Origin of the sequence: Fulvivirga sediminis (genome assembly GCF_016757215.1) — a bacterium.
Lineage (GTDB): Bacteria > Bacteroidota > Bacteroidia > Cytophagales > Cyclobacteriaceae > Fulvivirga > Fulvivirga sediminis.
Window position 1 is genome coordinate 111,393 of sequence record NZ_JAESIY010000011.1, and the last position, 24,459, is coordinate 135,851.

Annotated in this window: 19 protein-coding genes and 1 tRNA gene; 14 read left to right on the forward strand and 6 right to left on the reverse strand. The window is 37.0% G+C overall.

The features are described 5' to 3' along the window. Window positions 1–15: 15 nt before the first annotated feature. The 4 genes from JL102_RS18835 to JL102_RS18850 form a co-directional block, all read right to left on the reverse strand. The gene (locus JL102_RS18835) at window positions 16–1,119 is read right to left on the reverse strand and encodes an efflux RND transporter periplasmic adaptor subunit (RefSeq protein WP_202246009.1); all 1,104 of its coding nucleotides are present in this window, start codon (window positions 1,117–1,119) and stop codon (window positions 16–18) included. Window positions 1,120–1,132: 13 nt separating this feature from the next. Continuing rightward, window positions 1,133–2,458, reverse strand: a complete 1,326-nt coding sequence (locus JL102_RS18840; RefSeq protein ID WP_202246010.1) for a TolC family protein — start codon at window positions 2,456–2,458, stop codon at window positions 1,133–1,135. A gap of 85 nt (window positions 2,459–2,543) precedes the next feature. Continuing rightward, complete coding sequence (locus tag JL102_RS18845) at window positions 2,544–3,887, reverse strand: sensor histidine kinase (protein ID WP_202246011.1); 1,344 nt, start codon at window positions 3,885–3,887, stop codon at window positions 2,544–2,546. Beyond that, window positions 3,884–4,567, reverse strand: coding sequence for a response regulator transcription factor (locus JL102_RS18850; RefSeq protein ID WP_202246012.1), 684 nt, complete (start codon window positions 4,565–4,567; stop codon window positions 3,884–3,886). The genes JL102_RS18845 and JL102_RS18850 overlap by 4 nt, the downstream gene beginning before the upstream one ends. 158 nt (window positions 4,568–4,725) lie before the next feature. Between JL102_RS18850 and JL102_RS18855 the strand changes: the two genes are divergently transcribed. The 3 genes from JL102_RS18855 to JL102_RS18865 all read left to right on the forward strand — a co-directional run bounded on the left by JL102_RS18855 (window position 4,726) and on the right by JL102_RS18865 (window position 7,453). Continuing rightward, window positions 4,726–6,423 carry a sensor histidine kinase gene (locus tag JL102_RS18855; protein WP_202246013.1) on the forward strand — a complete coding sequence of 566 codons (1,698 nt, stop codon included), beginning with the start codon at window positions 4,726–4,728 and terminating at the stop codon, window positions 6,421–6,423. Next, a complete protein-coding gene (locus tag JL102_RS18860; protein WP_202246014.1) occupies window positions 6,420–7,052 on the forward strand; it encodes a response regulator in 633 nt (210 codons plus the stop codon). Before JL102_RS18855 ends, JL102_RS18860 begins: the two co-directional genes overlap by 4 nt. Window positions 7,053–7,144: 92 nt before the next feature. Beyond that, the gene (locus tag JL102_RS18865) at window positions 7,145–7,453 is read left to right on the forward strand and encodes a hypothetical protein (protein WP_202246015.1); all 309 of its coding nucleotides are present in this window, start codon (window positions 7,145–7,147) and stop codon (window positions 7,451–7,453) included. A gap of 136 nt (window positions 7,454–7,589) precedes the next feature. Here the strand turns inward: JL102_RS18865 and JL102_RS18870 are convergent, their stop codons facing one another. Beyond that, complete coding sequence (locus tag JL102_RS18870) at window positions 7,590–8,003, reverse strand: hypothetical protein (protein WP_202246016.1); 414 nt, start codon at window positions 8,001–8,003, stop codon at window positions 7,590–7,592. Window positions 8,004–8,315: 312 nt separating this feature from the next. Here JL102_RS18870 and JL102_RS18875 point away from each other — a divergent pair, with 312 nt between their 5' ends. The 5 genes from JL102_RS18875 to JL102_RS18895 all read left to right on the forward strand — a co-directional run bounded on the left by JL102_RS18875 (window position 8,316) and on the right by JL102_RS18895 (window position 16,913). Continuing rightward, a complete protein-coding gene (locus tag JL102_RS18875; RefSeq protein ID WP_202246017.1) occupies window positions 8,316–9,788 on the forward strand; it encodes a potassium/proton antiporter in 1,473 nt (490 codons plus the stop codon). A gap of 89 nt (window positions 9,789–9,877) precedes the next feature. Continuing rightward, window positions 9,878–10,444, forward strand: coding sequence for a YceI family protein (locus JL102_RS18880; RefSeq protein ID WP_202246018.1), 567 nt, complete (start codon window positions 9,878–9,880; stop codon window positions 10,442–10,444). A 389-nt stretch (window positions 10,445–10,833) separates the two neighbouring features. Then, window positions 10,834–12,009, forward strand: a complete 1,176-nt coding sequence (locus JL102_RS18885; RefSeq protein WP_202246019.1) for an efflux RND transporter periplasmic adaptor subunit — start codon at window positions 10,834–10,836, stop codon at window positions 12,007–12,009. Window positions 12,010–12,273: 264 nt separating this feature from the next. After that, the gene (locus JL102_RS18890) at window positions 12,274–15,447 is read left to right on the forward strand and encodes an efflux RND transporter permease subunit (protein ID WP_202246020.1); all 3,174 of its coding nucleotides are present in this window, start codon (window positions 12,274–12,276) and stop codon (window positions 15,445–15,447) included. 14 nt (window positions 15,448–15,461) lie between these two features. After that, window positions 15,462–16,913 (forward strand): efflux transporter outer membrane subunit, encoded by a 1,452-nt coding sequence (locus JL102_RS18895; protein WP_202246021.1) that lies wholly within the window; start codon window positions 15,462–15,464, stop codon window positions 16,911–16,913. A 323-nt stretch (window positions 16,914–17,236) separates the two neighbouring features. Here JL102_RS18895 and JL102_RS18900 read toward each other — a convergent pair. Continuing rightward, window positions 17,237–17,313 (reverse strand) — tRNA-Met (locus JL102_RS18900). Between the two features lie 226 nt (window positions 17,314–17,539). Here JL102_RS18900 and JL102_RS18905 point away from each other — a divergent pair. From JL102_RS18905 to trxB, 6 genes are all read left to right on the forward strand, one after another. Next, a complete protein-coding gene (locus JL102_RS18905; protein ID WP_202246022.1) occupies window positions 17,540–17,935 on the forward strand; it encodes an START-like domain-containing protein in 396 nt (131 codons plus the stop codon). 53 nt (window positions 17,936–17,988) lie between these two features. Continuing rightward, window positions 17,989–19,755, forward strand: coding sequence for an LptF/LptG family permease (locus JL102_RS18910; protein ID WP_202246023.1), 1,767 nt, complete (start codon window positions 17,989–17,991; stop codon window positions 19,753–19,755). 89 nt (window positions 19,756–19,844) lie between these two features. Next, the gene (gene rpsO, locus JL102_RS18915) at window positions 19,845–20,120 is read left to right on the forward strand and encodes a 30S ribosomal protein S15 (protein WP_202246024.1); all 276 of its coding nucleotides are present in this window, start codon (window positions 19,845–19,847) and stop codon (window positions 20,118–20,120) included. A gap of 116 nt (window positions 20,121–20,236) precedes the next feature. Continuing rightward, window positions 20,237–22,366 (forward strand): polyribonucleotide nucleotidyltransferase, encoded by a 2,130-nt coding sequence (pnp, locus tag JL102_RS18920; RefSeq protein ID WP_202246025.1) that lies wholly within the window; start codon window positions 20,237–20,239, stop codon window positions 22,364–22,366. A gap of 96 nt (window positions 22,367–22,462) precedes the next feature. After that, on the forward strand, window positions 22,463–23,326 hold the full coding sequence (locus tag JL102_RS18925; RefSeq protein WP_202246026.1) for a sigma-70 family RNA polymerase sigma factor: 864 nt from the start codon (window positions 22,463–22,465) through the stop codon (window positions 23,324–23,326). Window positions 23,327–23,485: 159 nt separating this feature from the next. Further along, window positions 23,486–24,433: a thioredoxin-disulfide reductase gene (gene trxB / locus JL102_RS18930; RefSeq protein ID WP_202246027.1), complete on the forward strand. Its 948-nt coding sequence runs from the start codon at window positions 23,486–23,488 to the stop codon at window positions 24,431–24,433. The last annotated feature ends 26 nt before the right edge of the window (window positions 24,434–24,459 follow it).

Consider the following 24,459-nt stretch of genomic DNA (forward strand, 5'->3'; position numbering starts at 1 on the left):
AATGATTATGATCTGTTATTTAGATGCGTAGGCGTTATACCATAAGAGGGCATCATGATCTACAATTGTTTCACCAGCTTCCAAACCTCCATCTATAAAGTACCCGTTGGTATCTTGGTGGCTTATGGTAATACCTCTTACTTCCAGTTGACATTGATTGCCTTCCTTGGCTACTATCACATGGTAGCTGTCATTATTAAATATTACGGCGTTTTTGGGCAACCAAAGGGCTTTCTCATTCAGCTCTCTATGAGCTGCTATGTTTACGTTTAATCCTGGTTTAAGCTTCATACCTTCATTTTTTAGGATGATTCTAGCTTTCACTACATTTTCTTCTGGATCTATAACTTGAGAGATGTTATTTATTTTTCCTGTAAATGAGGTTTCAGAAAAGGCATTACCAGTGATGGTAACTTGCATACCTTCCTCTACATGAGGGATGTCTTTAGCATACACGTTAGCATTAATCCAAACTTCGTCTAAGTTTGATACCGTAAAAAGTGGCTCTGAGCCGGCGTTGATTTGCAGCCCTGATGCCATATGGTTAGCTACAATATAGCCATTAACAGGTGCTTTGATCTCGAAAACACCGGCTTGAGGTTTTGGGCTAAATAGCTCTAGATTAGTCCTTAAATTATCTATCTGAGACTCTATTTGAGATACCTCACTTTGCGACATGATCAGATCTTTTTCAGAGGATATGCCGTTTTTGTGAAAGCTTTCGGTAGACTGTAATTCGCGTTGAGCCACTTTGAGCTGCGCTTGTAGTTGCTTCAGCTCAGCCTGCATAGCATTAAGCTCAGTACTTTTAATAGTAGCCAAAACTTGTCCTTTTTTTACTTTATCACCTAGAGAAACATAGGTGTTGGTGATTACTCCATCTACAAGGCTTACATATTGTAGTACATTGTTGGGGTTGTAATCTATCTTTCCGTTTAAGGTGATTTGGTAGTTAACGGATTTTAAAGAAATCGGAACTAGTTGATGTATTTCCTCGGCCGTGAGGCAAGGTTTCTCTTCTATTACTGCGGTGTCTGGCGTAGTGTCTGTGCAAGAGGCTAGTGCAATACAAATACCTATTAAAAAATATGATATAATCCTTTTTGATTGACTCTTCATGATCCTTTTTGATTTAATTTTTTTGACGATGCTGTAGATTAAGGCCTGTGATGTAGTTGAGTTCTTCAAGAGCCGTTAAATATTGCATTTGGTTTTCGAATATGATGTGCATGTTATCTATGTAAGCCTCCATAAAGTCAAGATAACTGAGCATATTTACTGTCTGATCTTTAAAAAACTGGTTGTAAGCAGCCATAGATTTATCCAGGTCACTTACATAAGAAGCGTTAATGGTTTCAAAGAAGCTGGCAATTTGTTGTAAGTTTTTGAGCTTCTGCCTTACCTCACTTTTTACTTTTAAAGTCGCTTCTTGCTGTATGAGTTGTGCCTGATCAATTTCGGCTTGTGCTCTTTTAATGCCTCCTTTGTTACGATCAAAAATGGGTAAATCTAGGGCAAAGCCTACACCTACAAAGTCCTGCATAATATTTCCTCCACGGTCATATCCTACAGAAAGGGTTAAGTCTGGTGTTCTTAGCGCTTTTTCGTAAGCATACTGTTTGTTGGCTTTGTTAACCTGGTGGCTAGCTATTAGTAAAGATGGCTGATGTTCTAGTGCCAGCTCTTGTAGTCGGGTAACCTCTATCTCTTCAGGGTTAACACCGTAGTTAAAAGATTCATCAAAAATCTCAGTAAAAGATAATGCAGTACTATCATCCAGATTGAGCATTACTATGAGTTGGCCTTCCTGGTGATTGAGCTTTTTGTTAATTTCAATAAGCTCATCCTTCATAGCCATATGGGTTGCCTTCAGCCTTATTAAATCAGCCTTATTTATATTTCCTTCTTCATATTGCTGTTTATAAGAATTAATGAGCATAGCCAGGGATGAAACCTGTCGTTCTAGTAAGTCTATATAAACTTTGCTATACTGAAATTCAAAAATAGTTTCTCGGAATTCTGTACGGAGAGACAGGAGAAAGTCTTCAAGATAAGCATCAGCTATTTCTTTGTTTACCTGCTCTATGGCAATCCTCTTTTTTCTTTTTCCGGCTAGTTGAACCAGCTGTACTATCTGGGCACTGATCTGTCGTTGCCTACCAAAGGATTCGCTGCCGAATAGTGATGGAAGAGTTTCCCCCGTTTTTTTTTGATAGCTCGTGCTCCAAAGGTTAACTTCATCTATTGTTAATGTAGGGTTGGGCCATACTTTGGTTTGTATAACTTCAGCTTCAGCTATATCTATATTGAGTTGCTCTGCTAGCAGACCCAAGTTATTCTTCAAAAGAAGAGCCTCAGCTTCATCTTGGCTCAGTGTTAGTTCTTTCTCCTGAGCATAGCACAAGGCTGATGTAAATAGGATAATAGAAGTAATTATAATGTTTTTCACTGCTTTCATTTTTTAATTGGTGCAAATGAAGCAGATAGACATTAAGGTAAATTTTAAGCTACATTAAAAATAGATTAAAATCAGGTGAGTTTTTCTAAGAAAAGGATAAGGTCATAGTAGTACCTTTTTTAATAGTGCTGTTTATTTCTATGAAAATTTCATGAGCTTCCAATATGTGGTAAGCGATACTGAAGCCCAAGCCGTTGCCATCAATCTTTTCGGTGTTTTTACCTCTGTAAAAAGGCTGCTTAAGAAATTTTATCTCTTCAGGAGATATACCGATACCTTGGTCTTTGATATCTATTTTTAGCTTGTTGTTGATCTCGTATAGTTTTATAAAAACCTGATCGTTAGAGAATTTAGCGGCATTTTCTATAAGATTAAATAAAGCCATATAAAGTAGCGTTTCATTGGCTTTAATAGAAAGGATCTGCATTTTGTCAGGTAAAATATTGATTTCCACCTGAAAGCGATCCTGATATTTAGCAAACAAATCTTCTATGATTTCCCAGATAGTTTCATCTACTCTTACCTCATGTTTATCTTTTAAATTTCTTTGTATACCAGAGAGTAAAAGCAAGTTTTTAAGAATGCGCTCTAACCTTAGTGCAGAATGCAAGGCATTTTCAGCATTTTCTTTGTATTCATCATTAGTTCTGGGTCTTTGCAAAGTCACTTCTAGTGTGTTGATAATGGAAGCTAATGGTGTTTTAAGTTCATGAGAAGCATGATCTACAAAGTTTTTCTGCTGTGAGTAGCTATTTTTTATCTCTTTCAACAAATTATTAAATGCCGCAAAGAGTTTTTCCAGTTCATCGTTCGTCTTTGAGTAAGAAAGTAGTAGTTCTTTAGAATTAAGATTTAGGGTATTTACCTGGTGAATGATGTTTCTGACAGGCTTGTAAGCGTATTTAGCCATTTGCCAGGTGAGCACCGTGATAATGAGCATGCCTGCAAAAAAGACAGAAATCAATATGGTTAGAAGAGAGTTTTTTTGCTGTTCTATTAAATCATTTTGCGCACTTACTATCACCACAAAGTCGCCCTGATTATCTTTATAAAACAGACCATAATAGTAAGTTCCACCAATAGAAAATTGATGAGAGGCCTTCTTTTTAATGATTTCCAGCACCTCAGGGTTAATTTCTAATTGAGTTTCAGTATTAAAAGCAGTGGTTTTGCTTTGATCATAAATGCTTATTTTTCGCTCAGGATTAAGTTGATAAAAAGCGTTCTGAATGGGTCGGAAATTTACCCTGTTGAGTTCATCTTTTTCTAAGTAAAACATGCCGGCGATACGTGCCGTTCTTGAGAGATCTTTGTAAAAGATGCTTTCTGATGATCTTATAAATGATTTGTATGTAGTGATAGAGGTAAATGCGAATACGAAACCAAAGATAGCACAGGTGATTAATATGATTTTATGTTGAATTTTCATTCGCTATCAGTAATCATGTATCCTCTTCCTTTAATGGTTTTTATGAGCTTTTTTTCATTAGGAAGATCTATTTTATTCCTTAAATAAGAAATGTAAACATCAATAATGTTGGTATAGGTGTCTTTATTGGTGTGCCATACACTTTCTAATATCCTTATACGGGATACCACTTTGTTCTTTTCTTCTAAAAGACAGCACAAAAGCTGATATTCTTTTGATGATAATTGAATAGATACGCTTCCTCTGTAGATTTTATTTTTACTTTTATCTACTGTTAAGGTGTCGCAGGTGAGGATTTCATTCGGTTCCTCATGGTTTTGGTGAAACCTGCGGTGAAGTGCATTAATACGAGAAACTAGCTCTTTGAAATGAAAAGGCTTTACTATATAATCATCAGCTCCTTTGTCCAGAGCAGTTATTTTGTCGTCAGTTTCTCCTAAAGCACTGAGCATAATAATCGGAGTCTTATTCTTTTTAAAGCGGATCATTTCACAAAGCTGGATGCCATTAATGCCAGGTAGCATTACATCTAGGATGATAATGTCCCATTGTTCTTGAAAGACCCTTTCTCTGGCTTCTACACCATCAGTAATCCATTCTGTATTAAAGCCTTCTTCTATAAGTCCTTTTTGTATGGATACGCCTAATTTCTGATCATCTTCTACAAGCAGAATTTTCATCTTTCAAAGGTAAGTCAGTTTACATAAATGCGATAGGTAATTGGATGTTAGTTAATGGCTAATTAAATAAAATTCTTCATAGAATCGGAGGTAATGCTTATGCCAATTCTTTTATATTAGTTTATAAGAGATATATTTAGTGAATTTTATACAAAGGCATGGGAATAAGAAGTAAGTTAACTTTAATCATTATAGCACTTTGCATGGGCGTAGTGATAGTTCTTACTTCCATATTTTATTTTGAATTTGATGCTGCCCTGAAGGAACGTGTGTTTTTACAGCTTTCATCTGTTAAAATGCTCAAAATTGTACAAGTGAGAGAAACTTTGGCCCGTAAGGCACAGGAATTCTCACTCTTTATACAGAAAAAGGAGGTAAAAGAGTCTTTTCAACAGATAGAGTATTCTAAAAGCTGGCCCCATAAAGTGGGAAAGTATATACTCAATGATAAAAAGCCTCAAAATGAAGAGGTGCTTATACATGATATTTCTGTTCAGGATTCCTCAGGTATTATTACACTAGCCTACACCACTAAATTAGATTCACAGTATGTAGTGGCAATTATTCAGATACCGGAGATACAGCAGGTTTTAATGGAAAGAACAGGACTTGGAGAAACGGGAGAGTCATATATTGTAGGAGGTGATTATAGGCTAAGAACTCAATCCAGATTTTATCCTCAAAAAAAACCTTTGCTTATAAAAGCTGAAACAGAAGGTGTTAAAAAAGGATTGGCAGGAGGTGAAGGAACAGCGGTTTTTGAAGATTATAGGGGAGTGGAGGTATTTAGCGCTTATGAGGCTATTAGTGCGTTTGGTTTACAGTGGGTATTACTGAGTGAAATTGATCATGATGAGGCTTTACTTCCATTAAAAGTATTGCATACCAATATTTTATATGTTTTTATTATTGCCTCCATTGTAGTGTTTTTCATATCTTTTTTAGTAGCCAGAAAAATAGTGAAACCTGTCTTGCTTATGGCTAATCAGCTCCAGCAAATGTCAAGGGGAGTACTGGAGCATTCTGGTGAAACGGTTTCAAGAGATGATGAAATAGGGGAGATGTTTCATGCCTTGGGGCAGTTGGTAGAAACGATGGAGCGCACTATAATTTTTGCTAAAATGATAGGAAATGGAAATTTTAGGGTAGCGTATAAGTTGCTGAGTAATGAAGATAAACTTGGGAAATCATTGTTACAGATGCGAGAGCAACTTAAGAAGTATCGTGAGCAGGAAGAAAAACTGATCACAGAAAAGCAGCTTTCCTTATTGAGAGGTCAGGAAATGGAACGTTCGCGATTGGCTAAAGAGATTCATGATGGCTTAGGGCCTCTACTTACCAGCATGAGATTGCGTATACAGGCACTTTACCTGTCTAGTGAAAAGGAGAAAGAACTGCTGGATTTGTTAGATCAAACTATTAGTGAAGTGAGAATAATGTCTAATAGACTAATGCCCAGTGTGCTTGAAGATTTTGGCATTGGAGAAGCCATCGCTAATTTGATTAAATTTCTTAGACCAATGGTGGAGGCTTCAATATATTATAAAAATGCGCTTACCGCTCCTATGAATATTTCTGATGATATAAGTATTTCTTTGTATCGTATAGTCCAAGAGGCTTTAAATAATGCCATTAAACATGCAAAAGCATCAGAAATAAGGCTCTCAATAACTCAGTTTGATGATTTGATAACCTTGTTTATAACAGACAATGGTGTGGGCTTTAATACAGATGGTAATCATACGGGACATGGTTTGCAAAACATGGCGGAGCGAGTAGCTTTGCTTAATGGCTCTTTTGAAATTACTAGCAATAAAAAGGGGACTACTATTGATATTGAAATCCCACTAATATGAATAAGATAGAAGTTATAATCACCGATGATCATAAACTGTTTCGAGATGGATTGAGGTCTATTTTGCAGCAATTTGATGATATTGAGATTATAGGAGAAGCCAGTAGTGAGATAGAACTTATGCGAATGCTAAAAGAGGGGTATGATCCAGATATTGTGCTCATGGACATTTCCCTGCCAGATGGAAATGGTCTGGACATTATCAAGCAGATGAAAGAGGAATACGTTAGCATTAAATGTGTGGTAATAACCATGCATGCAGATGGGCAATATGTAGTGAAAGCTGTAAAAAATGGCGCCTACGGCTATTTGCTTAAAAGTGTGGATCAGGCAGAGCTAGTGGAGGCGATTAAGACAGTGGGCTTGGGTAAGAAATATTTTAATGCAGAAGTATCTCAGCTAATGGTTACTGATATGGCGCTGCAGCAAGATCAGGAAACTAACCTTTCAGAGCGAGAGCTAGAGGTGCTACGTCTGGTAGCACAAGGCTATACCACTAAAGAGATCGCCAACCAATTATATGTGAGCGCCCGAACGATAGAAACACATCGGGTAAATATTATGAGAAAACTGAACGTGCAAAATAGCGCTGAAATGATCAAAAAGGCAGCTAAATGTGATTTGATTTAGCACTCAGTATAAATACTGATTAACATTTACAAATTTTTACTGAACAGCGAGGTCACCCGGACCACGTATTAATAAGTAAAAGAGTGAAAGTTATGAAATATTTAATGATTATGACGATGATGCTGGCTTTTGGGTACGCTAATACCTCAGCCGCACAAGAGAAGGAGAGAAAAGATTTACAAGGACCTGCAGCTAAAAATTATAAGGTCTGGAAAGACAAATCACCTAAAGCGACACTCGTGACTACACTTGGAGATGAACTTCAGGGGCCTATAGCCAAGAATCAGAAAATATGGAAAGCGGAGACAAAAGAAGAAACTATTGAAGTGACTAAAAGCTCACGAAATAAAAATATGGGCCCCAAAGCCAAAAATTACAAGTTGTGGAGAGATAACGATTAACTACTTGTTTCAAGTTTGACCAATGAAAAAACCTGAAGAGCTTAAAACGTCTTCAGGTTTTTCTATATAAAACCACCAACGAAAATGGTTTGAAAAAAATAAAAGCCATTCTCACGAAGACTTTTCTATTGTACCTTTAACTGTACTGATAAGGCATTACAAAAAATGGTGTTTCCTTATGGCACAATATTCTGCTTAGTATATCCTGATAATGTTTTCCACGGCTGGGTTGGCAATAAAAGTGATTAGCTCCAAGCATCGGTATCATTTGAATAGTGCGAGGTATGCTTTCACTGTAAATCACATATTTTGTTTTAGATAGGGCCGGAATTTCTTTCATAGCAGTGAGGTAACTATGAGCTTTTAACAGAGGCATGTCATAACTAATGAAGATAAACTTAGGAGCGGGGAGCCCCATGGTTAAATGCTCTCTGAGCTCATTAAAGTTTTGCATGTATTGAAGGTTATCTTTTATTCCGGCATCTTTTGCGGCTTGTACCAACATCTTATACTCCTGTAACCGGTCATCAATAATTAAAGAAAATGCCATAATTTGAATGGTTATATTTTACATTATTTTGGCGGTATAGGTGATCTTGAAAGTTGGAATCGATTTCTAATACTGAATTTAACTAATTTTGGTTGAAAAAATGGATTATATTAAAAATATTTATTTGTTTTTTGCGGACATCCCTTTTTTTATGAATTTCAATCTAAGTAATTCCCTTAGTTGTGTGTCATGTTTTGTTTATACTATAATGATTTATTTTTCAATCCTAATAGTCATTTACCTGTAGCGGTGACTCGGTGAGCAAATGCTTAATAAAACGTTTTATATTTGTTTCCGTTTTCAATATGATACATGCAGTTAAACATAGATAATATACTTTTAGTAGGCTCTCTACTTTTATTAATAAGCATTTTTGCAGGAAAGACCTCGTATAAATTTGGGGTTCCTACGTTGATTTTATTTTTGACAGTTGGTATGCTTGCTGGCTCTGATGGCGTGGTGGGAATCAATTTTGATAACCCGCATATTGCACAATTCATAGGTATAGTTTCTCTAAATTTTATTCTGTTTTCCGGTGGCCTTGATACCAATTGGAAAACCATTAAACCGGTATTGAAGGAAGGTATTATGCTTTCCACGTTAGGAGTATTTCTTACTGCAATCACTATCGGTTTGTTTGTATGGTGGGTTACTGATTTCACCATTTATGAAAGCTTACTGTTAGGTTCTATTGTTTCATCTACTGATGCCGCTGCCGTTTTCTCAATACTCAGGTCTAAGAGCTTGTCTTTGAAAGAAAATCTAAGACCTACCCTGGAGCTGGAGAGTGGGAGTAATGATCCCATGGCTTATGTACTTACTATTTCATTCTTGACTTTGGTGCAGTCTCCAGAGAAGGGCCTGTGGTCAGTTATCCCTATGTTTTTTATGCAAATGATCTTGGGAGCTGTTGCTGGTTTTGGTTTTGGCCGTATCATTAAATGGATAATTAATAAAATCAGGCTAGACTTTGAAGGTCTTTATCCTGTATTGGTGATTGTATTGATGTTCATTACCTTTTCAGCTACTGATTTTGCTGGCGGGAATGGTTTCTTAGCTATATATATTAGTGCAGTTTATCTGGGAAATCAGGATTTGATACAGAAAAAGACAATCCTTAAAATGTTTGATGGACTAGCCTGGCTCATGCAAATTGTACTGTTTCTTACGCTAGGACTTTTGGTTTTTCCTTCCCAAATATCACCAGTAATGGGAATTGGCTTACTGATATCTGCCGTTTTGATTTTTGTGGCGCGCCCTTTAAGTGTTTTTATCAGTATGTCTTTTTTTAAGATGAAATTGAGAAGGAAATTTTACATATCATGGGTAGGGCTTAGAGGGGCCGTTCCTATTGTTTTTGCTACCTATCCTTTGCTTGCCGGCGTAGAAAAGGCTGATATGATCTTTAATTTGGTTTTTTTTATTTCTGTTACATCTGTGCTTATTCAGGGTACTTCGTTAGGGGTTGTGGCCAAGTGGCTGAAGGTAGTATCGCCAGAAAAAGTGAAGGAAATTGCTGCTACTGAGAGATTTGTCTATGACTTTCCAAAAAATACAATGGAAGAAGTAGAAATATCTGGTTCGAGCAGGGTTACGGGTAAGAAATTGGTTGAGCTAGGCTTTCCTTCCAATGCTATTATTGCTATGATTAAAAGAGATGACACATACCTCATTCCAAGAGGTACTACGGAGCTACAAGAGAAAGATAAGCTAGTCATTTTAGCAGAGAATGAAGAAGGATTAAGAGCTGCTAATGATTGCCTGCTGGGTTCTTTAGATATATAAAATATTATGCTATCTATAATTAAAGTTAATATTTAATCATAAGGCAACTATTTCAAGTTTTTAAGGTTATAGCTTAAAATTTTATAATCATGATTAAACGTGTAATTCTTTCTGTCGTTATTGTTCTAACCCTAATTAATACTTCTATAGCTCAAAGCAAGTATGAAGTGGATAATCAAAAATCTAAGCTAAAGGTGCTAGGTTCTTCTACTATGCATGATTGGGACGCAACGGCTCATGAAGTTTTTGGTAAAGCTGAGATCAATGTAAAGAATAGTGAAGTGGAAATTCATTCGCTTTCATTTAAACTCAAAGGTGAATCCTTAAAAAGTGAGAAGTCTGGAATGGAGAAAGATATGTATGAAGCACTTGATACAAAGCAACATCCGTGGATAGTTTATCAGTTTAAAAAAATAATTGGCATGGAAGATGGAATACTTTCTACATCGGGCACTCTTACAGTTGCGGGTACTTCTAAAATAATGGAGATTCCTGTAGAAGTGAAAAAGACAACTGATGAGGTAACATTTATGGGTGAAATAGCCTTTAAAATGAGTGAATTTGGAATAGAGCCACCTACGGCCGTTTTTGGAGTATTAAAAACGGATGATGAGGTAACAGTTAATTTTAATATAGTTTATAAGGTTATACAATAAACTGATTTTACCACGTTTAGGTAGGTAGGACTGCAAAATAGTAATTATAAGATCCTGTCAACCTCAATTGACAATAGTTAAACACATATAGATTCTGAATTATTAAGGGATCTATTATGATTTCTTAAGATTTACAAAATACTATATCATTCTCTTTCTGTAAAGTGTAGGAAAATCCCACACAATGACTTACAATGTGTTGAAAAACTCCACACTTCTTACTACATTTCAGTTTAATAGATTTTTTTAAGTTGAATTATATTTCTACTTATTTCTTTTATTAAATACCTCATAAGTAGGTTTTTATCATATTGTTTGTCTTGCGAGTACATGCAATGGTATAGTTGTTGGCTTATTTGGCGAGATCAGTAAATATTAATTTTGATTTGATGAGAAATAGAACTAGTAAGAAGTATATAAATTTCAACAAGTTTTTTCGAATCGGTTTAGTTGCTTTAGTGGCTTTTAACTTTGTCAGTTGCCGAGAGAAGGAAAAGAAAGATCATGGGCTACCTCTTCCTGTTATTACATTAAAGGAGGAGAAAGCGGCTAAATCTTTTCAGTATTTAGGAGCTATTGAAGGTGTTGATAACGTGGATATTCGACCGCAGGTAGATGGAATATTAGAGGAAATCTATGTTGATGAAGGAGATTTTGTTAAAAAAGGCCAGGCCTTATTTAAAATCAATAGTCAGCCTTATGTTGAGGATTATAAAAATGCCATGGCCAATGTACAAGTGGAAAGGGCTAAATTAAGAAAGGCTAAAACTGAAATTGAGAGAATAAGGCCTTTGATAGATAATGAAGTTATCTCAAAAGTGCGTATGGAAACGGCTCAGGCAGATTACGAAGTGGCTAAGTCTTCCCTAGACAGAGCTCAAGCACTTGCTGCCAACATGCGTATAAAACTAGATTTTACTACTATATACGCCCCGGTTAATGGCTTTATGGGTAGAATTCCTAAATCGATCGGAAACGTAGTTAAAAAGACAGATGATGAACCTTTAACGGTTTTATCAAATGTACAGGATGTTTATGTCTACTTTTCTATGAGTGAATCTGACTACCTGTACTATGAGAGAATGAAAAAAGATACTACTTCCAGAAAGTTAAATACAGAGGTAAAACTAGTACTCGCCGATGGATCTGTTTATGAAAGATCTGGAGTAATAGATGCTAACTCAGGTCAGATAGATAAATCTACTGGTTCAATTAGTTTAAGAGCTAAGTTTGATAATCCTGATACCCTTCTGAGATCAGGTAATACCGGTAAAATTATAATGGAGCAAATTTATCCTAGCGCCATCCTTGTCCCTCAAGGAGCTACTACTTCTATTCAGGATAAGAAGTTCGTGTTTGCTCTAAAACCAGATAGCACTGTTGTAAGAAAAGAAATCAGTATCGAAGGAAGAACAGAAAAGCAGTACATAGTTAGTGCTGGTTCATTAGAGGCTGAAGAGAGAATAGTGGTTTCTGGGCTAGATAAGCTGGCTAACGGTGTTAAGGTGAAGCCCATGAAAGTGGGACGTTTAGTGTTAGATAACAGAACGCTAGGGCAGAGATAAATTTTAGTAAGAAAGGCCTAATCTGAACTTTTCAGAAACAAAAATTATCTATATGTGTTTTTTTAAAATGTGTATAGATAATTTTTTTATCCATTTTGATCAGAACATGATGGGTAACCCTGATCTCTTTTGCAATCAAGCATTCTTAGATCAGGATAAATATGCCTTTTCTAATCCGGTTATGATAATACCTAAGTCTTTCTTACCATCATTAATTCTACCCTTATTTATTTCAATTCTTTTATAAATTAAGCAAGAAGATACATGTTAAAGAAGATAATAGATAGGCCGGTACTTACTATTGTTATTTCGATAGTGCTGGTGTTGGCTGGTGCCGCCAGTATGATGCAATTGCCGGTTGAAAGATTTCCTGAAATAGCACCTCCTAGTGTAAGTGTGCAGGTAAACTACCCTGGAGGTAACGCAGAAACAGTAGCTAAATCGGTTCTTCTGCCTATAGAGGAGGCAATCAACGGAACAGAAAATATGACTTATGCGAACTCTACAGCTACCAACTCTGGTAAGGGTAGAGTTACCGTATATTTTGAACCTGGTACAGATCCTAACTTGGCAGCGGTAGATATTCAAAACAGAATTTCTGGGGTTGTACAGCAGATACCCCCGGAGGTGGTAGAAGCTGGTATTACGGTTTTAAAGCGTATGAAAGGTACGTTAATGACTATTAATATCTTTAGTGAAAGCCCAGAATCTACTTATGATGAAACTTTTCTTAATGCCTATACCAGAATTAATGTAAGAAGAAAACTAAAGCGGATTGAGGGTTTGGCGGAAGCCTCCATCTTAAGGTCTAGAGATTATGCCATGAGGATATGGCTGAACCCTGAGAAAGTGGCTCAATATGGCCTTACTCCAAGAGATGTATATGAGCAAATAAGAGATCAGAGTTTCGAGGCGGCTCCGGGTAAGTTTGGAGAAAATTCTGATGAGGTATTTGAAATCGCGCTCAAGCATACGGGCCGATTTAGTGAGCCTGAAGAATATGAAAATATTGTAATTAAAACTGAACAGGATGGATTACAGCTTCACCTTAAAGATGTAGCGAGAATTGAGTTCGGAGCTTCTAATTATACCAGTCAAAACAGACTTGATGGTAAGCCTTCAGTAACCATAGACATCGTTCAGCAGAGTGGAGCAAATGCTGTGGATATTGATCGTGATGTACGAGCCGTTCTGGAAGAGCAGGCTAAGGTATTCCCCGAAGGCATAAACTATGAAATTACATATAGTGTTCGGGATCAGATAGATGAATCTATGGGCCATGTGAAACAGACGCTTATAGAAGCTTTTATCCTGGTTTTCCTCGTTGTATTTATATTCCTGCAAGATTTTAAGGCCACTTTTATTACGGCTATCACTATTCCCATTTCACTAGTGGGTACTTTCTTCTTTCTTTCGCTTATTGGGGTTTCTATGAACGTACTGAGTATGTTCTCTATAGTACTTTCAATAGGTATTGTGGTGGATAATGCTATTGTGGTAGTAGAGGCAATTTATGAGAAGATGCAGCACCATGCCATGACGGCGAGAGATGCAGTGATGTCTGCTTTAAGTGAAATTACCGGTGCTATTGTTTCTATTACTCTTGTAATTTCGGCGGTGTTCTTACCAGTTGGTTTCTTACAAGGACCAGTGGGCGTTTTCTATCAGGAATTTGCTTACACCATTATTATTGCTGTGGTCATTTCTGCTATTATAGCTTTGACCTTAGGCCCTGTATTGTTCATATTGCTTTATAAGAAAAAGGACAAAAAGGCAACTGAAAATAAGCTTGTAGCTAAAGTGCAGCAATCTAAGCAAATACAGCAAGCCAGAGATATAGGTAACAAAGGACTTCGTAAGTTCGATGTGTTTTTTGATAAATTGACTAGGGGCTATGTTAATCTGGCTAAAAAAGCCATTAAATTTAAATGGGTTAGTTTATTGGGCTTAGCCGCAGTAGTGGGTATAACGGTATTTCTTGCTAATAGAACGCCTAGTGCATTCATTCCTACTGAGGATGATAATTTCCTGATTTTCACTATGTCTATGCCAGAAGGAGCTTCCTTGCACAGAACTAACGAAGCTCTAGTACAGGCAGATTCTATACTAAGGCAAGAGCCGGCCGTTGCCAGTGTCAATACCGTATCTGGATATAATATTGTGAACAGCTCGGAGAGTCCTTCTTCCGGTATGGGTTACGTATTATTAAAAGATTTAGATGAGAGGGGAGATATTAAAAAGATAGATGATGTGGTGAGACATCTTCTAAATAAACTTAACGTAATAAGTGAAGCCAGAAGTATTAACATGTATCCCAGACCCACAGTACAAGGTTTTGGTAACTTTGATGGGGTGCAAGTGATGCTTCAGGATCTTGCTGATGGTGATCCTGCTGAGTTTGGTAATCTTGTCAATGAGTTTATCGTAGAGCTATCTCAGCAAGATGAAATTGAAAATGCCTTTACCTCTTACAATACTAATTTCCCTCAGTATAAGCTAGATATTGATTATAAAAAGGCAAAAGCTCTTGGTGTTAGTGTTAAAGATATGATGTTTACCATACAGTCTAACTTTGGTAGAACCCGAATAGGAGATTTTAACAGGTTTACTCGTCAGTATGGAGTGTACATGCAGTCTGACATTCCTTTTAGAGAAAGCCCGGAGGCATTTAACTCCATTTATGTGAGAAATAAAAAAGGAGAGATGGTGCCTGTTAATACCATTGTTCGTCTGGAGCAGGCCTATGGTCCTGAAGTGGTGAATCGTTATAACCTGTATAATGCCGCCAAAATTAACATTACACCAGCTAAAGGATATAGTACAGGAGATGTAATGAATAGAATAGAAGAGCTTACTGAAAGTAAGTTGCCCGCTAGTCTTAGCTTCGAATGGACTAGTATGAGTTTGGAAGAAAAGAAATCGGGCTCAGACTCTACTATTGTGTTTATCATCAGTAGTATATTGGTGTTTTTTATTTTATCTGCCCAGTATGAGAGTTTTTGGCTGCCTATGGCGGTTATGCTTTCATTGCCTACAGGTATATTAGGAGTATTTGCTTTCATTAATCTGGCTGGTATAGATAATAATATTTACGTTCAGGTTGGTGTTATAATGCTCATAGGTTTATTGGCTAAGAATGCTATTCTTATTGTAGAATTTGCAGCGCAAAAGAGGGCCGCTGGAGCGGAAATATTAGATGCAGTGTTAGATGCTAGTGCTTTAAGGCTAAGGGCCATTGTGATGACCTCATTGGCTTTTACAGTAGGTTTGGTGCCGCTTATGTTCTCAGAAGGTTCTTCAGCTATAGGTAACAGATCAGTAAGTATAGGTACAGCGGGAGGGATGCTTTCAGGAGTAATTCTTGGGGTAATCATCATTCCAGTACTTACCTTCATATTTTTACAACTAAGTGAAAGGTATAACATCAAAACCAAATAAGAATTATTGTAGTAATGAAGTTTTCAAAACAATTAATATATATCTGTTTAGTAATTATTTCGGTCACTGGGTGTAAAGTAGGGGAGAAATACCAAAGGCCGGAGATGCGTAAAGTTGATGATTATTATGGCACCGCTCAAGATAGTATTCATGTAGGAGAGAAGCTGTCTCAAATCAGTTGGAAAGATTATTTCGCAGATTCTACTCTCATAGCACTAATAGATTCTGCACTAGTGAATAACATTAATATGCAGAAGGCAGTAAAGCAGGTGGAAATTGGCTTTCAAAACTTGGAGCAGTCTAAGGCGAATTTTTATCCTACTTTGGGTTTTACCCCTTTTGATTTCAATCGTGAATATTATTCCGAGAATTATAATAACTATGGTTCTAACCGTGCCAGGAGAAATCATGGAGATTCCCCTCCAACTACCTTGTATACAGAAAGGCTAGCCTATAGTTCAGCACTTTCAGCTAGCTGGGAAATAGATATCTGGGGTAAGTTTAGATGGCAAAAAGAGGCCGCCAGAGCTTCTTATATGAAAACAAAAGAGTTTCAAAAAGCAGTGAAAACAGCTCTTGTGGCAGAGATAGCCTCTATCTATTATAATATGCTGATGATCAACTCTCAGATAGCTGTGGCGGAGAAAAACCTAGAATTGGGGAATAGAACGCTGAAGATAGTGAAGTTACAGTTTGATGCTGACGAAACAACCTCATTGGCGATTCAGCAGACGGAGTCCCAGATTCTTAGAGCTAGGTCTTTAATTCCAAGACTTGAAAAGGAGTACAGAGTGCTTGAAAATAGGCTAAATCAGTTGCTAGGTAGATATCCTCAACCCATGGGCATAGAGAAAGGGTTGGATCTTGTGCATCTGGCTAGTGATTATGATACTGGGGTGCCTGTAGAGCTTATTACTAATAGGCCAGACGTGGCTGCATCCGAATATCAGTTGGTGGTGAGTAATGCAAGGGTAGGTATTACCAAAGCCATGAGATATCCTTCTATATCTTTAAGCGGAGGAGCTGGATTAAACTCCTTCCAATTTGAGAACTTCTTAGATCCTTCTGGCTCTGCATTTGCTCTTTTGAATGGATCAATACTCATGCCCATCTTTAAAAACAGGAAGCTTAAAACTAATTATTTAGTAGCTGTTAAAGAGCGTGAGATGGCTATTCTTGATTTTAAAGAGAAGTTTCTGGAAGCTGTTGGAGATGTTTCTGATGCATTAATTACTATAGATAAATTGCAAGATGAATATAATATAGCACAGGAGAGAATAGAAGTTACCAGTAAAGGAGTTCAGGATGCCTCACTATTATTTGAAAGTGGGTTTGCCAACTACCTGGAGGTTATTAGTGCTCAGGAAGATGCATTACAAAGTGAATTAGAATTGGTAGACCTTAAACGGCAGTTATTTCTGGCTAATATAGATCTCTACAGAAGCCTTGGCGGCGGATGGAAGTGATAAAGATAAACTGCTTGAACGCTAAGAAGTAGTTAATAAAATAGTTTAGGTTGAAGGAGATATTATCCTTTAGTTTAAACTATACATAGATCCGGAAAGGGCAATGTTTAATAGCATTGCCTTTTTGGTTTTAAAACCTTAAACAACTGGGGGTGATGTTCTTAATTATCTATTTGCTATCCGATTTGCACTTATCGACGCTCTTTTTAGAAAGTCTATTGGAAGAAATAAAATATAAGAATCTCAAAGAAAGACCGGCTCTATATTAGTGTTAGAGCGTTGGGGCAGGTACAAACAAAAAATCCCGGCATTGCCGGGATTTGTGGTAGCGGGGAGCAGAATCGAACTGCCGACCTCAGGGTTATGAATCCTGCGCTCTAACCATCTGAGCTACCCCGCCATTTTTTCTCAAATTTATGAACAATTCTTATAACTGTTCTCTACTTTAAGCGTAATATTTAATATTACTTTCTTACATTTAACCAAGACACTGCCTTGTTGTTTGTTAAATGGAGCGCAAACTTACGCATAATGTGTTTTATTTTCCAAACGTATGGCGAAATTTTTATTTATATTGTGCGAATCATTTTTTTCGTATATATTTCAAATTACTTAACTATCTGATTATGAGTAAACATCTGTTTACAGCTGATTTTGAAATTAATGCATCTGCCAAGATGCTTTTTCCCTATTTAAATACTCCCAGTGGTCTCGCACAGTGGATGGCCGATGATGTAAATGTTAATGAAGATAAAGTATATAATTTTATCTGGGATGATGAGGATCATCTTGCAAAAATGGTTTCACATAGAACTAATCAATATGTGAAGTTTGAATTTATTTCTGACAATGAAGAGGATAAGGATGATGCTTCTTATTTTGAATTGAGGCTAGAAACCAATGATTTAACACAAAGCACTTTTATTAAAATAAGTGATTATTCTGATATGAATGATACTGAAGAGCTAATGGATTTATGGGAAAGCTTGGTAGAAAACTTGAAAGAAACCGTTGGAGGTTAGTATTATAGAACCTTTTAATTAATTTTGGCCTCCTTTTTGATGAAAACAAGGCAATGAAGAAGATAGATAAATTAATAATTTCCTCATTTCTGGGGCCCTTTTTTCTGACATTTCTGGTAGTAGTGTTTATTCTACTCACCCAGCATATGCTCAAATATTTTGATGATATAGTTGGCAAAGATTTGGGGTTTGATGTGCTTGCGCAGCTGTTTTTCTATTTTGCTGTGTTTATGACCCCTGTTGCTATTCCTTTGGCAGTATTGCTTTCTTCACTAATGACTTTTGGAAATTTAGGAGAACACTTCGAGCTTACAGCCATTAAGAGTGCTGGAATTTCTTTGTTAAGAGCGTTGCTGCCTATTTTTGTTTTTGTATTAGGGTTAACAGTTTTTGCCTTTTATTCAAATAATTATTTTGTACCTAAAGCCGCGCTTGAGGCCTACAGTCTACTCTATGATATAAAGCAAAAAAAGCCTGCTTTAGACCTGAAAGAAGGAGCTTTCTATAATGGCTTACCTGACTTTAGTATTAAAGTGAATAAGAAACATGAAGATGGACAGACCATAGAAGACGTAATTATTTATGATCATAGAGGGAAGAATGGAAATAAGAATGTCATTCTGGCTGATTCAGGTCAAATGTATACCGTAAATAATGATAGGTACCTAAAACTTGAGTTATATCATGGTAATCGATATACAGAAGGTGATAATGGTACCGAAGCAGGAGTTAAATCTAGTAAGGAAACTTTCAGTAAAGCTAAGTTTTCAAGAAGTGAATTTGTTTTAGATTTATCTAGTTTCGTGCTTGATAGAACTGACCAGAGTTTATTCAAAGGGAATCGTATCATGCGTAACCTTTCGGAGCTATCAGACGGGGTAGACTCATTAAATAAAGGTATGTTAGAGAAAAAGCTACAAATATATGCAGAGGCACCTTATGCGTTCTATTATCATATGAGAGATAATCCAGTAGCTATGCCTTCTTACTTAGAAAAATTTAAGAGTGAGTCTGATTCAATAAAGGCAGAGCAGCAGAGATTGGCAATGATAGAAGCTAATAAAAGGGACAGCATTAACAAAATTAACTCTAAGGAAGAAGAGGCGGCGCTTAGTAGAAAGGCGCAGGATGACAAAAAGAGAGATGAACCCAAAGAAAAGAAAGCAGTAGTAGCACCGAAAGAGAAAGTTCATAAAATGAAACCTGCTACTTCAGTTGCTAAAAATGTTGATAAAAAGAAGCTTCCTACCAAAGTAAAGGTAATAGAGCAAGACTCTGTAGAGCAGGATTCAGTGATTACAAGAGAAGCAGTAGTGCAGCAGCTAATGGCTGAAAAGCTGGACCGTGATAATAAAGATGCTAATAGTATTATAGAGTCTTCTCTTAATATGGTTAGGCAAACGAAAAATAAGATTCAGGCCAGTAATAGCAGGATTGAAAGGTATAATTATGAAAAAAATGTGTATGACATACAATGGCATAAAATACTTGCTAATTCAGCTGCCTGTATAATTATGTTTTTGATAGGCGCTCCTTTGGGCTCTATTATTAAAAGAGGAGGCTTGGGTATACCCGTACTTATTTCTATTGTTTTCTTCATAGTCTTTTATGTGATGAGCATGACCGGTGAGAAGTGGGCGAAGCAAGATATGGTAGAGCCTTCATACGGAATATGGGCAGCCAATTTCATATTATTACCCATTGGCTTGTTCTTTTTAAGACAAGCTAGAAATGACGCCAGGCTCTTCGATGCTGACTTTTATAACGTGGCGATTGACAAGGTGAAAATTTGGTTTAGCAAGTTCAAAAAATCAAAATAGCACTAGGAAATGTTATTATTTTGTTAATATCAATTAACTTAATATCTTTGCGCTTTGATTTAAAATAAAACAATTTAATTTAACTAAGCATGTATTTAACAAGCGAAAAGAAGCAAGAGTTGTTTGAGAATCATGGTCGGTTAAAGTCAAAAGCGGATACTGGTTCACCAGAGGCGCAGATTGCACTTTTTACCTACAGGATTAATCATCTTACTCAACACATGAAGAAAAATAAAAAAGACTATTCTACACAGCAAGGTCTTTTGAAGTTAGTAGGTAAAAGAAGAAAGTTACTTAACTTTTTACACAAAACGGATATCACAAGGTATAGAGCGATTCTTGCCGAGTTGAATCTGAGAAAGTAAAAAAAACTTAAAAAAGGGAATCCTAGGATTCCCTTTTTTAGCTTATTTCGTGTATCTTTCCAAGTAGCGGCTCCCCAAGCATCCCTTAATTTAGAAAATATTTTTATTCAACAAATATGCAATTGAACGTAATTAACAAAACTATTAGTTTACCCGATGGGAGATCCATAACAATTGAAACCGGTAAATTGGCTAAGCAAGCTGATGGATCCGTAGTAGTAAGAATGGGCGACACTATGTTGCTTGCTACGGTGGTTTCTAAACCTGAAGCTGGAGAAGGTGTTGACTTCTTGCCTTTATCAGTGGACTATCAAGAAAAATTCGCCTCTTCTGGTAAAATACCAGGAGGTTTTCTTAAAAGAGAAGGAAAATTATCTGATTATGAAGTTTTAATCAGCCGTTTGGTAGATAGAGCCATTAGACCAATGTTTAATGATGACTACCACGCTGATACTCAAATCGCTATATCATTAATATCAGGAGATCCTGATGCTCTTCCTGACGCTTTGGCCGCCCTGGCTGCGTCATCTGCATTGATGGTTTCTGATATCCCTTTCAATGGCCCTATATCTGAAGTGAGAGTGGCTAGAGTAAATGGTGAGTTTATTGTGAACCCTACCATGAGTCAAACTGGTGAAGCTGATATGGATTTAATAGTGGCTGCCACTATTGATAATATCCTTATGGTGGAGGGTGAAATGAAGCAAGTGTCAGAAGACGAGATGCTTGAAGCAATTAAGGTAGCACATGATGCTATTAAAGTGCAGTGTGAAGTGCAACTTGAATTGCAAGAAGCAGTAGGCAAAGCACAAAAAAGAGAATATAATCATGAAGTGAATGATGAAGCGCTAAAAGCTAAGATGCATGAAGAACTTTATGAAAAAGTATATGAAATAGCGAGAAAACCTAGGCCTAAGAAGGAGAGATCGGAAGCTTTTGATGAAATATTCAACAACTTCGTAGAAAGCCTGCCTGAAGAGGAGGAAATAGACGGAACTATGCTTTCTCGTTATTATAAAGGTATTAAGAAAGAGGCTTGTCGTAATCTTGTGCTTAATGAGCGTGTACGCTTAGATGGTAGAGCATTAAACGAGGTGAGACCTATATGGACTGAGGTGAATTATCTTCCTTCAACTCACGGATCAGCAGTGTTCACAAGAGGAGAAACTCAGTCATTAAGTACAGTGACCTTGGGTACCAAAATGGATGAGCAGCTGATAGACGGAGCTATGTACGAAGGTTCTAACAAGTTTATGCTTCACTATAATTTCCCTGCGTTTAGTACAGGAGAAGTAAGGCCGAATAGAGGTCCAGGGCGTAGAGAGGTAGGTCATGGTAACCTAGCTTGGAGAGCTTTGAAAGAAGTTCTGCCAGAAAAAAATTCTTATACCATCCGTGTAGTTTCTGATATATTAGAATCAAACGGTTCATCATCTATGGCTACTGTTTGTGCTGGCTCATTAGCTCTGATGGATGCAGGTATACAAATAGAAGCTCCTGTATCTGGTATTGCTATGGGAATGATCTCTGATAGTGAGACCGGTAATTTTGCTATTCTTTCAGATATCTTGGGAGATGAAGATCACTTAGGAGATATGGACTTTAAAGTAACAGGTACCGAAAAAGGTATTACTGCTACTCAAATGGATATAAAGGTAGACGGACTTCCTTATGAGGTACTGAAACAAGCACTAGAGCAAGCAAGAGAAGGTAGGCTTCATATTCTTAATGAAATGAAGAAAACTATTTCTACTCCTAATGCTGACCTTAAACCTAATGCACCACGTTCAGAAGTGCTCATCATTGATAAAGATATGATTGGTGCAGTAATAGGACCAGGAGGAAAAGTAATTCAGGAAATTCAGAAAGAAACCGGAGCCACTATTGTAATAGAGGAGATAGATAACAAAGGTCAGGTGAGTGTATTTGCTGTAAATGGCGATTCCATGAACGAAGCCTTAAAGAGAATAAAAGCAATTGTAGCTCAGCCTGAAATAGGTGAGGTCTATGATGGAAAAGTAAAATCTATCATGCCTTTTGGAGCATTTATCGAATTCATGCCCGGAAAAGACGGCTTACTTCACATCTCTGAAATTAAATGGGAGAGAGTAGAGAATATGGAAGGAGTAATGGAAGTAGGTGAAGAAGTTAAAGTTAAGCTTGTTGAGATAGACAAGAAAACGGGTAAGTTTAGACTATCAAGGAAGGTATTATTGCCAAAACCAGAAAAAAAGGAGTCTAAATAAGGATTATTCGGTAATAAGTGCTTGTCATTTGGAACTTAATTTTATAAAATTGATGTTTTCCTAAAGGTCAATTAGTATTAATCAACCCAGACTTGAATGAGACAGCTTAAGATTAGCAAGCAGATTACCAACAGAGAGAGTCAGTCTCTGGATAAGTATTTACAGGAAATAGGTAAAGTAGACCTGTTAACTCCTGATGAAGAGGTAGAATTAGCTCAGCGGATCCGAGAAGGAGACCAGCTGGCTTTAGAGAAACTCACTAAGGCTAACCTTAGGTTTGTGGTTTCTGTAGCCAAACAATACCAAAACCAGGGCCTTTCATTAGGTGACTTGATCAATGAAGGTAACTTAGGACTGATTAAAGCTGCTCAGAGGTTTGATGAGACTAGAGGATTTAAATTTATATCATACGCTGTTTGGTGGATTCGCCAATCTATTTTGCAGGCTTTAGCCGAGCAATCTAGAATAGTGAGACTTCCGCTAAACAGAGTAGGTTCATTAAATAAAATAAGCAAAACTTTTTCCGAACTGGAGCAAAAGTATGAGCGTGAACCATCACCAGATGAGCTTGCCGAGGTACTGGAAGTAACTACTGCTGAGGTAGTAGATACTATGAAGATATCAGGTAGGCATGTATCTATGGATGCTCCCTTTGTACAGGGCGAAGAAAATAGCTTATTGGATGTTTTGGAAAATGACCTTAATGAAACTCCAGACTCGGAGTTAATGAATGATTCTCTCAGGAGAGAGGTGCAAAGAGCTTTGTCTACTTTAACACAGCGAGAAGCGGATGTTATTACTTTGTATTTCGGTCTTAATGGAGAGCACTCTATGACTTTGGAAGAGATAGGAGAGAAGTTTAATCTGACAAGAGAGCGAGTAAGGCAAATAAAAGAAAAGGCCATTAGGCGTTTAAGACATACATCCAGAAGTAAGGCCTTGAAACCTTATTTAGGATAACTATCTTAGGATAGTAAAAATCAATCAGGCCTCATGCTTTTTTTTAATAGTATGAGGCCTCTTTTTTTTATATTTGTATTCTAATGGAATGGGAATGAAGTTGAAAGCCCGTAAGTAATTCATTAAATTATATTTTAGAAATAAAAGACTTAATAAATAATGACACAAGAAAACGCTAAAGTACTTATTATTGGTTCTGGTCCTTCTGGTTATACTGCTGCTATCTATGCAGCCAGAGCTGGTTTGAAACCTATAATGATTACAGGAGGGGAGCCTGGTGGACAGCTTACTACTACCAATGATGTGGAAAACTATCCTGGTTATCCAGATGGTATAAATGGGCCGCAGATGATGGTGGATTTTCAGAAGCAAGCAGAAAGGTTTGGTACTGACATTCGCTATGGAATGGTGACTTCAGTAGATTTTTCTGGTTATCCTCACAAGGCTGTAGTGGATGATAAATATGAAATTATTGCCGAATCGGTAATAGTGTCTACTGGTGCCAGTGCAAAATATTTAGGTTTGCCGTCTGAAGAAAAATACTATAATAAAGGAGTTTCTGCTTGCGCGGTTTGCGACGGCTTCTTTTACCGTGGTAAGACAGTAGCTGTAGTTGGTGGAGGAGATACAGCTGCAGAAGAGGCTACTTATTTAGCTAATCTTTGCCCTAAAGTATATCTACTGGTGAGAAAAGATGAGATGAGGGCTTCTCAAATCATGCAAAATAGAGTGGAAAAAGCAGAGAATATAGAAATACTTTGGAATACTGAAACAGAGGAGATTCTTGGAGATGAAGAGTCTGTGACAGGTATGAGAGTAAAGAATAATCTTACTGGAGAGACTAAAGACATTGATATTGATGGTTTCTTTGTAGCTATTGGCCATAAGCCAAATACCGATATATTTAAAGATTTTCTGGAGATGGATGAGACAGGTTACCTAAAAGTAATACCTGGTACTTCTAAGACAAATATAGAAGGTGTATTTGCTACAGGTGATGCTGCTGACAAAGTATACAGGCAGGCCATAACGGCAGCAGGTACAGGATGTATGGGCGCACTTGATGCGGAAAAATTCCTTTTAGCCAAAGAAATGAATGTAGTGTGATTTTGTAGAGATGAACAATTAAAACA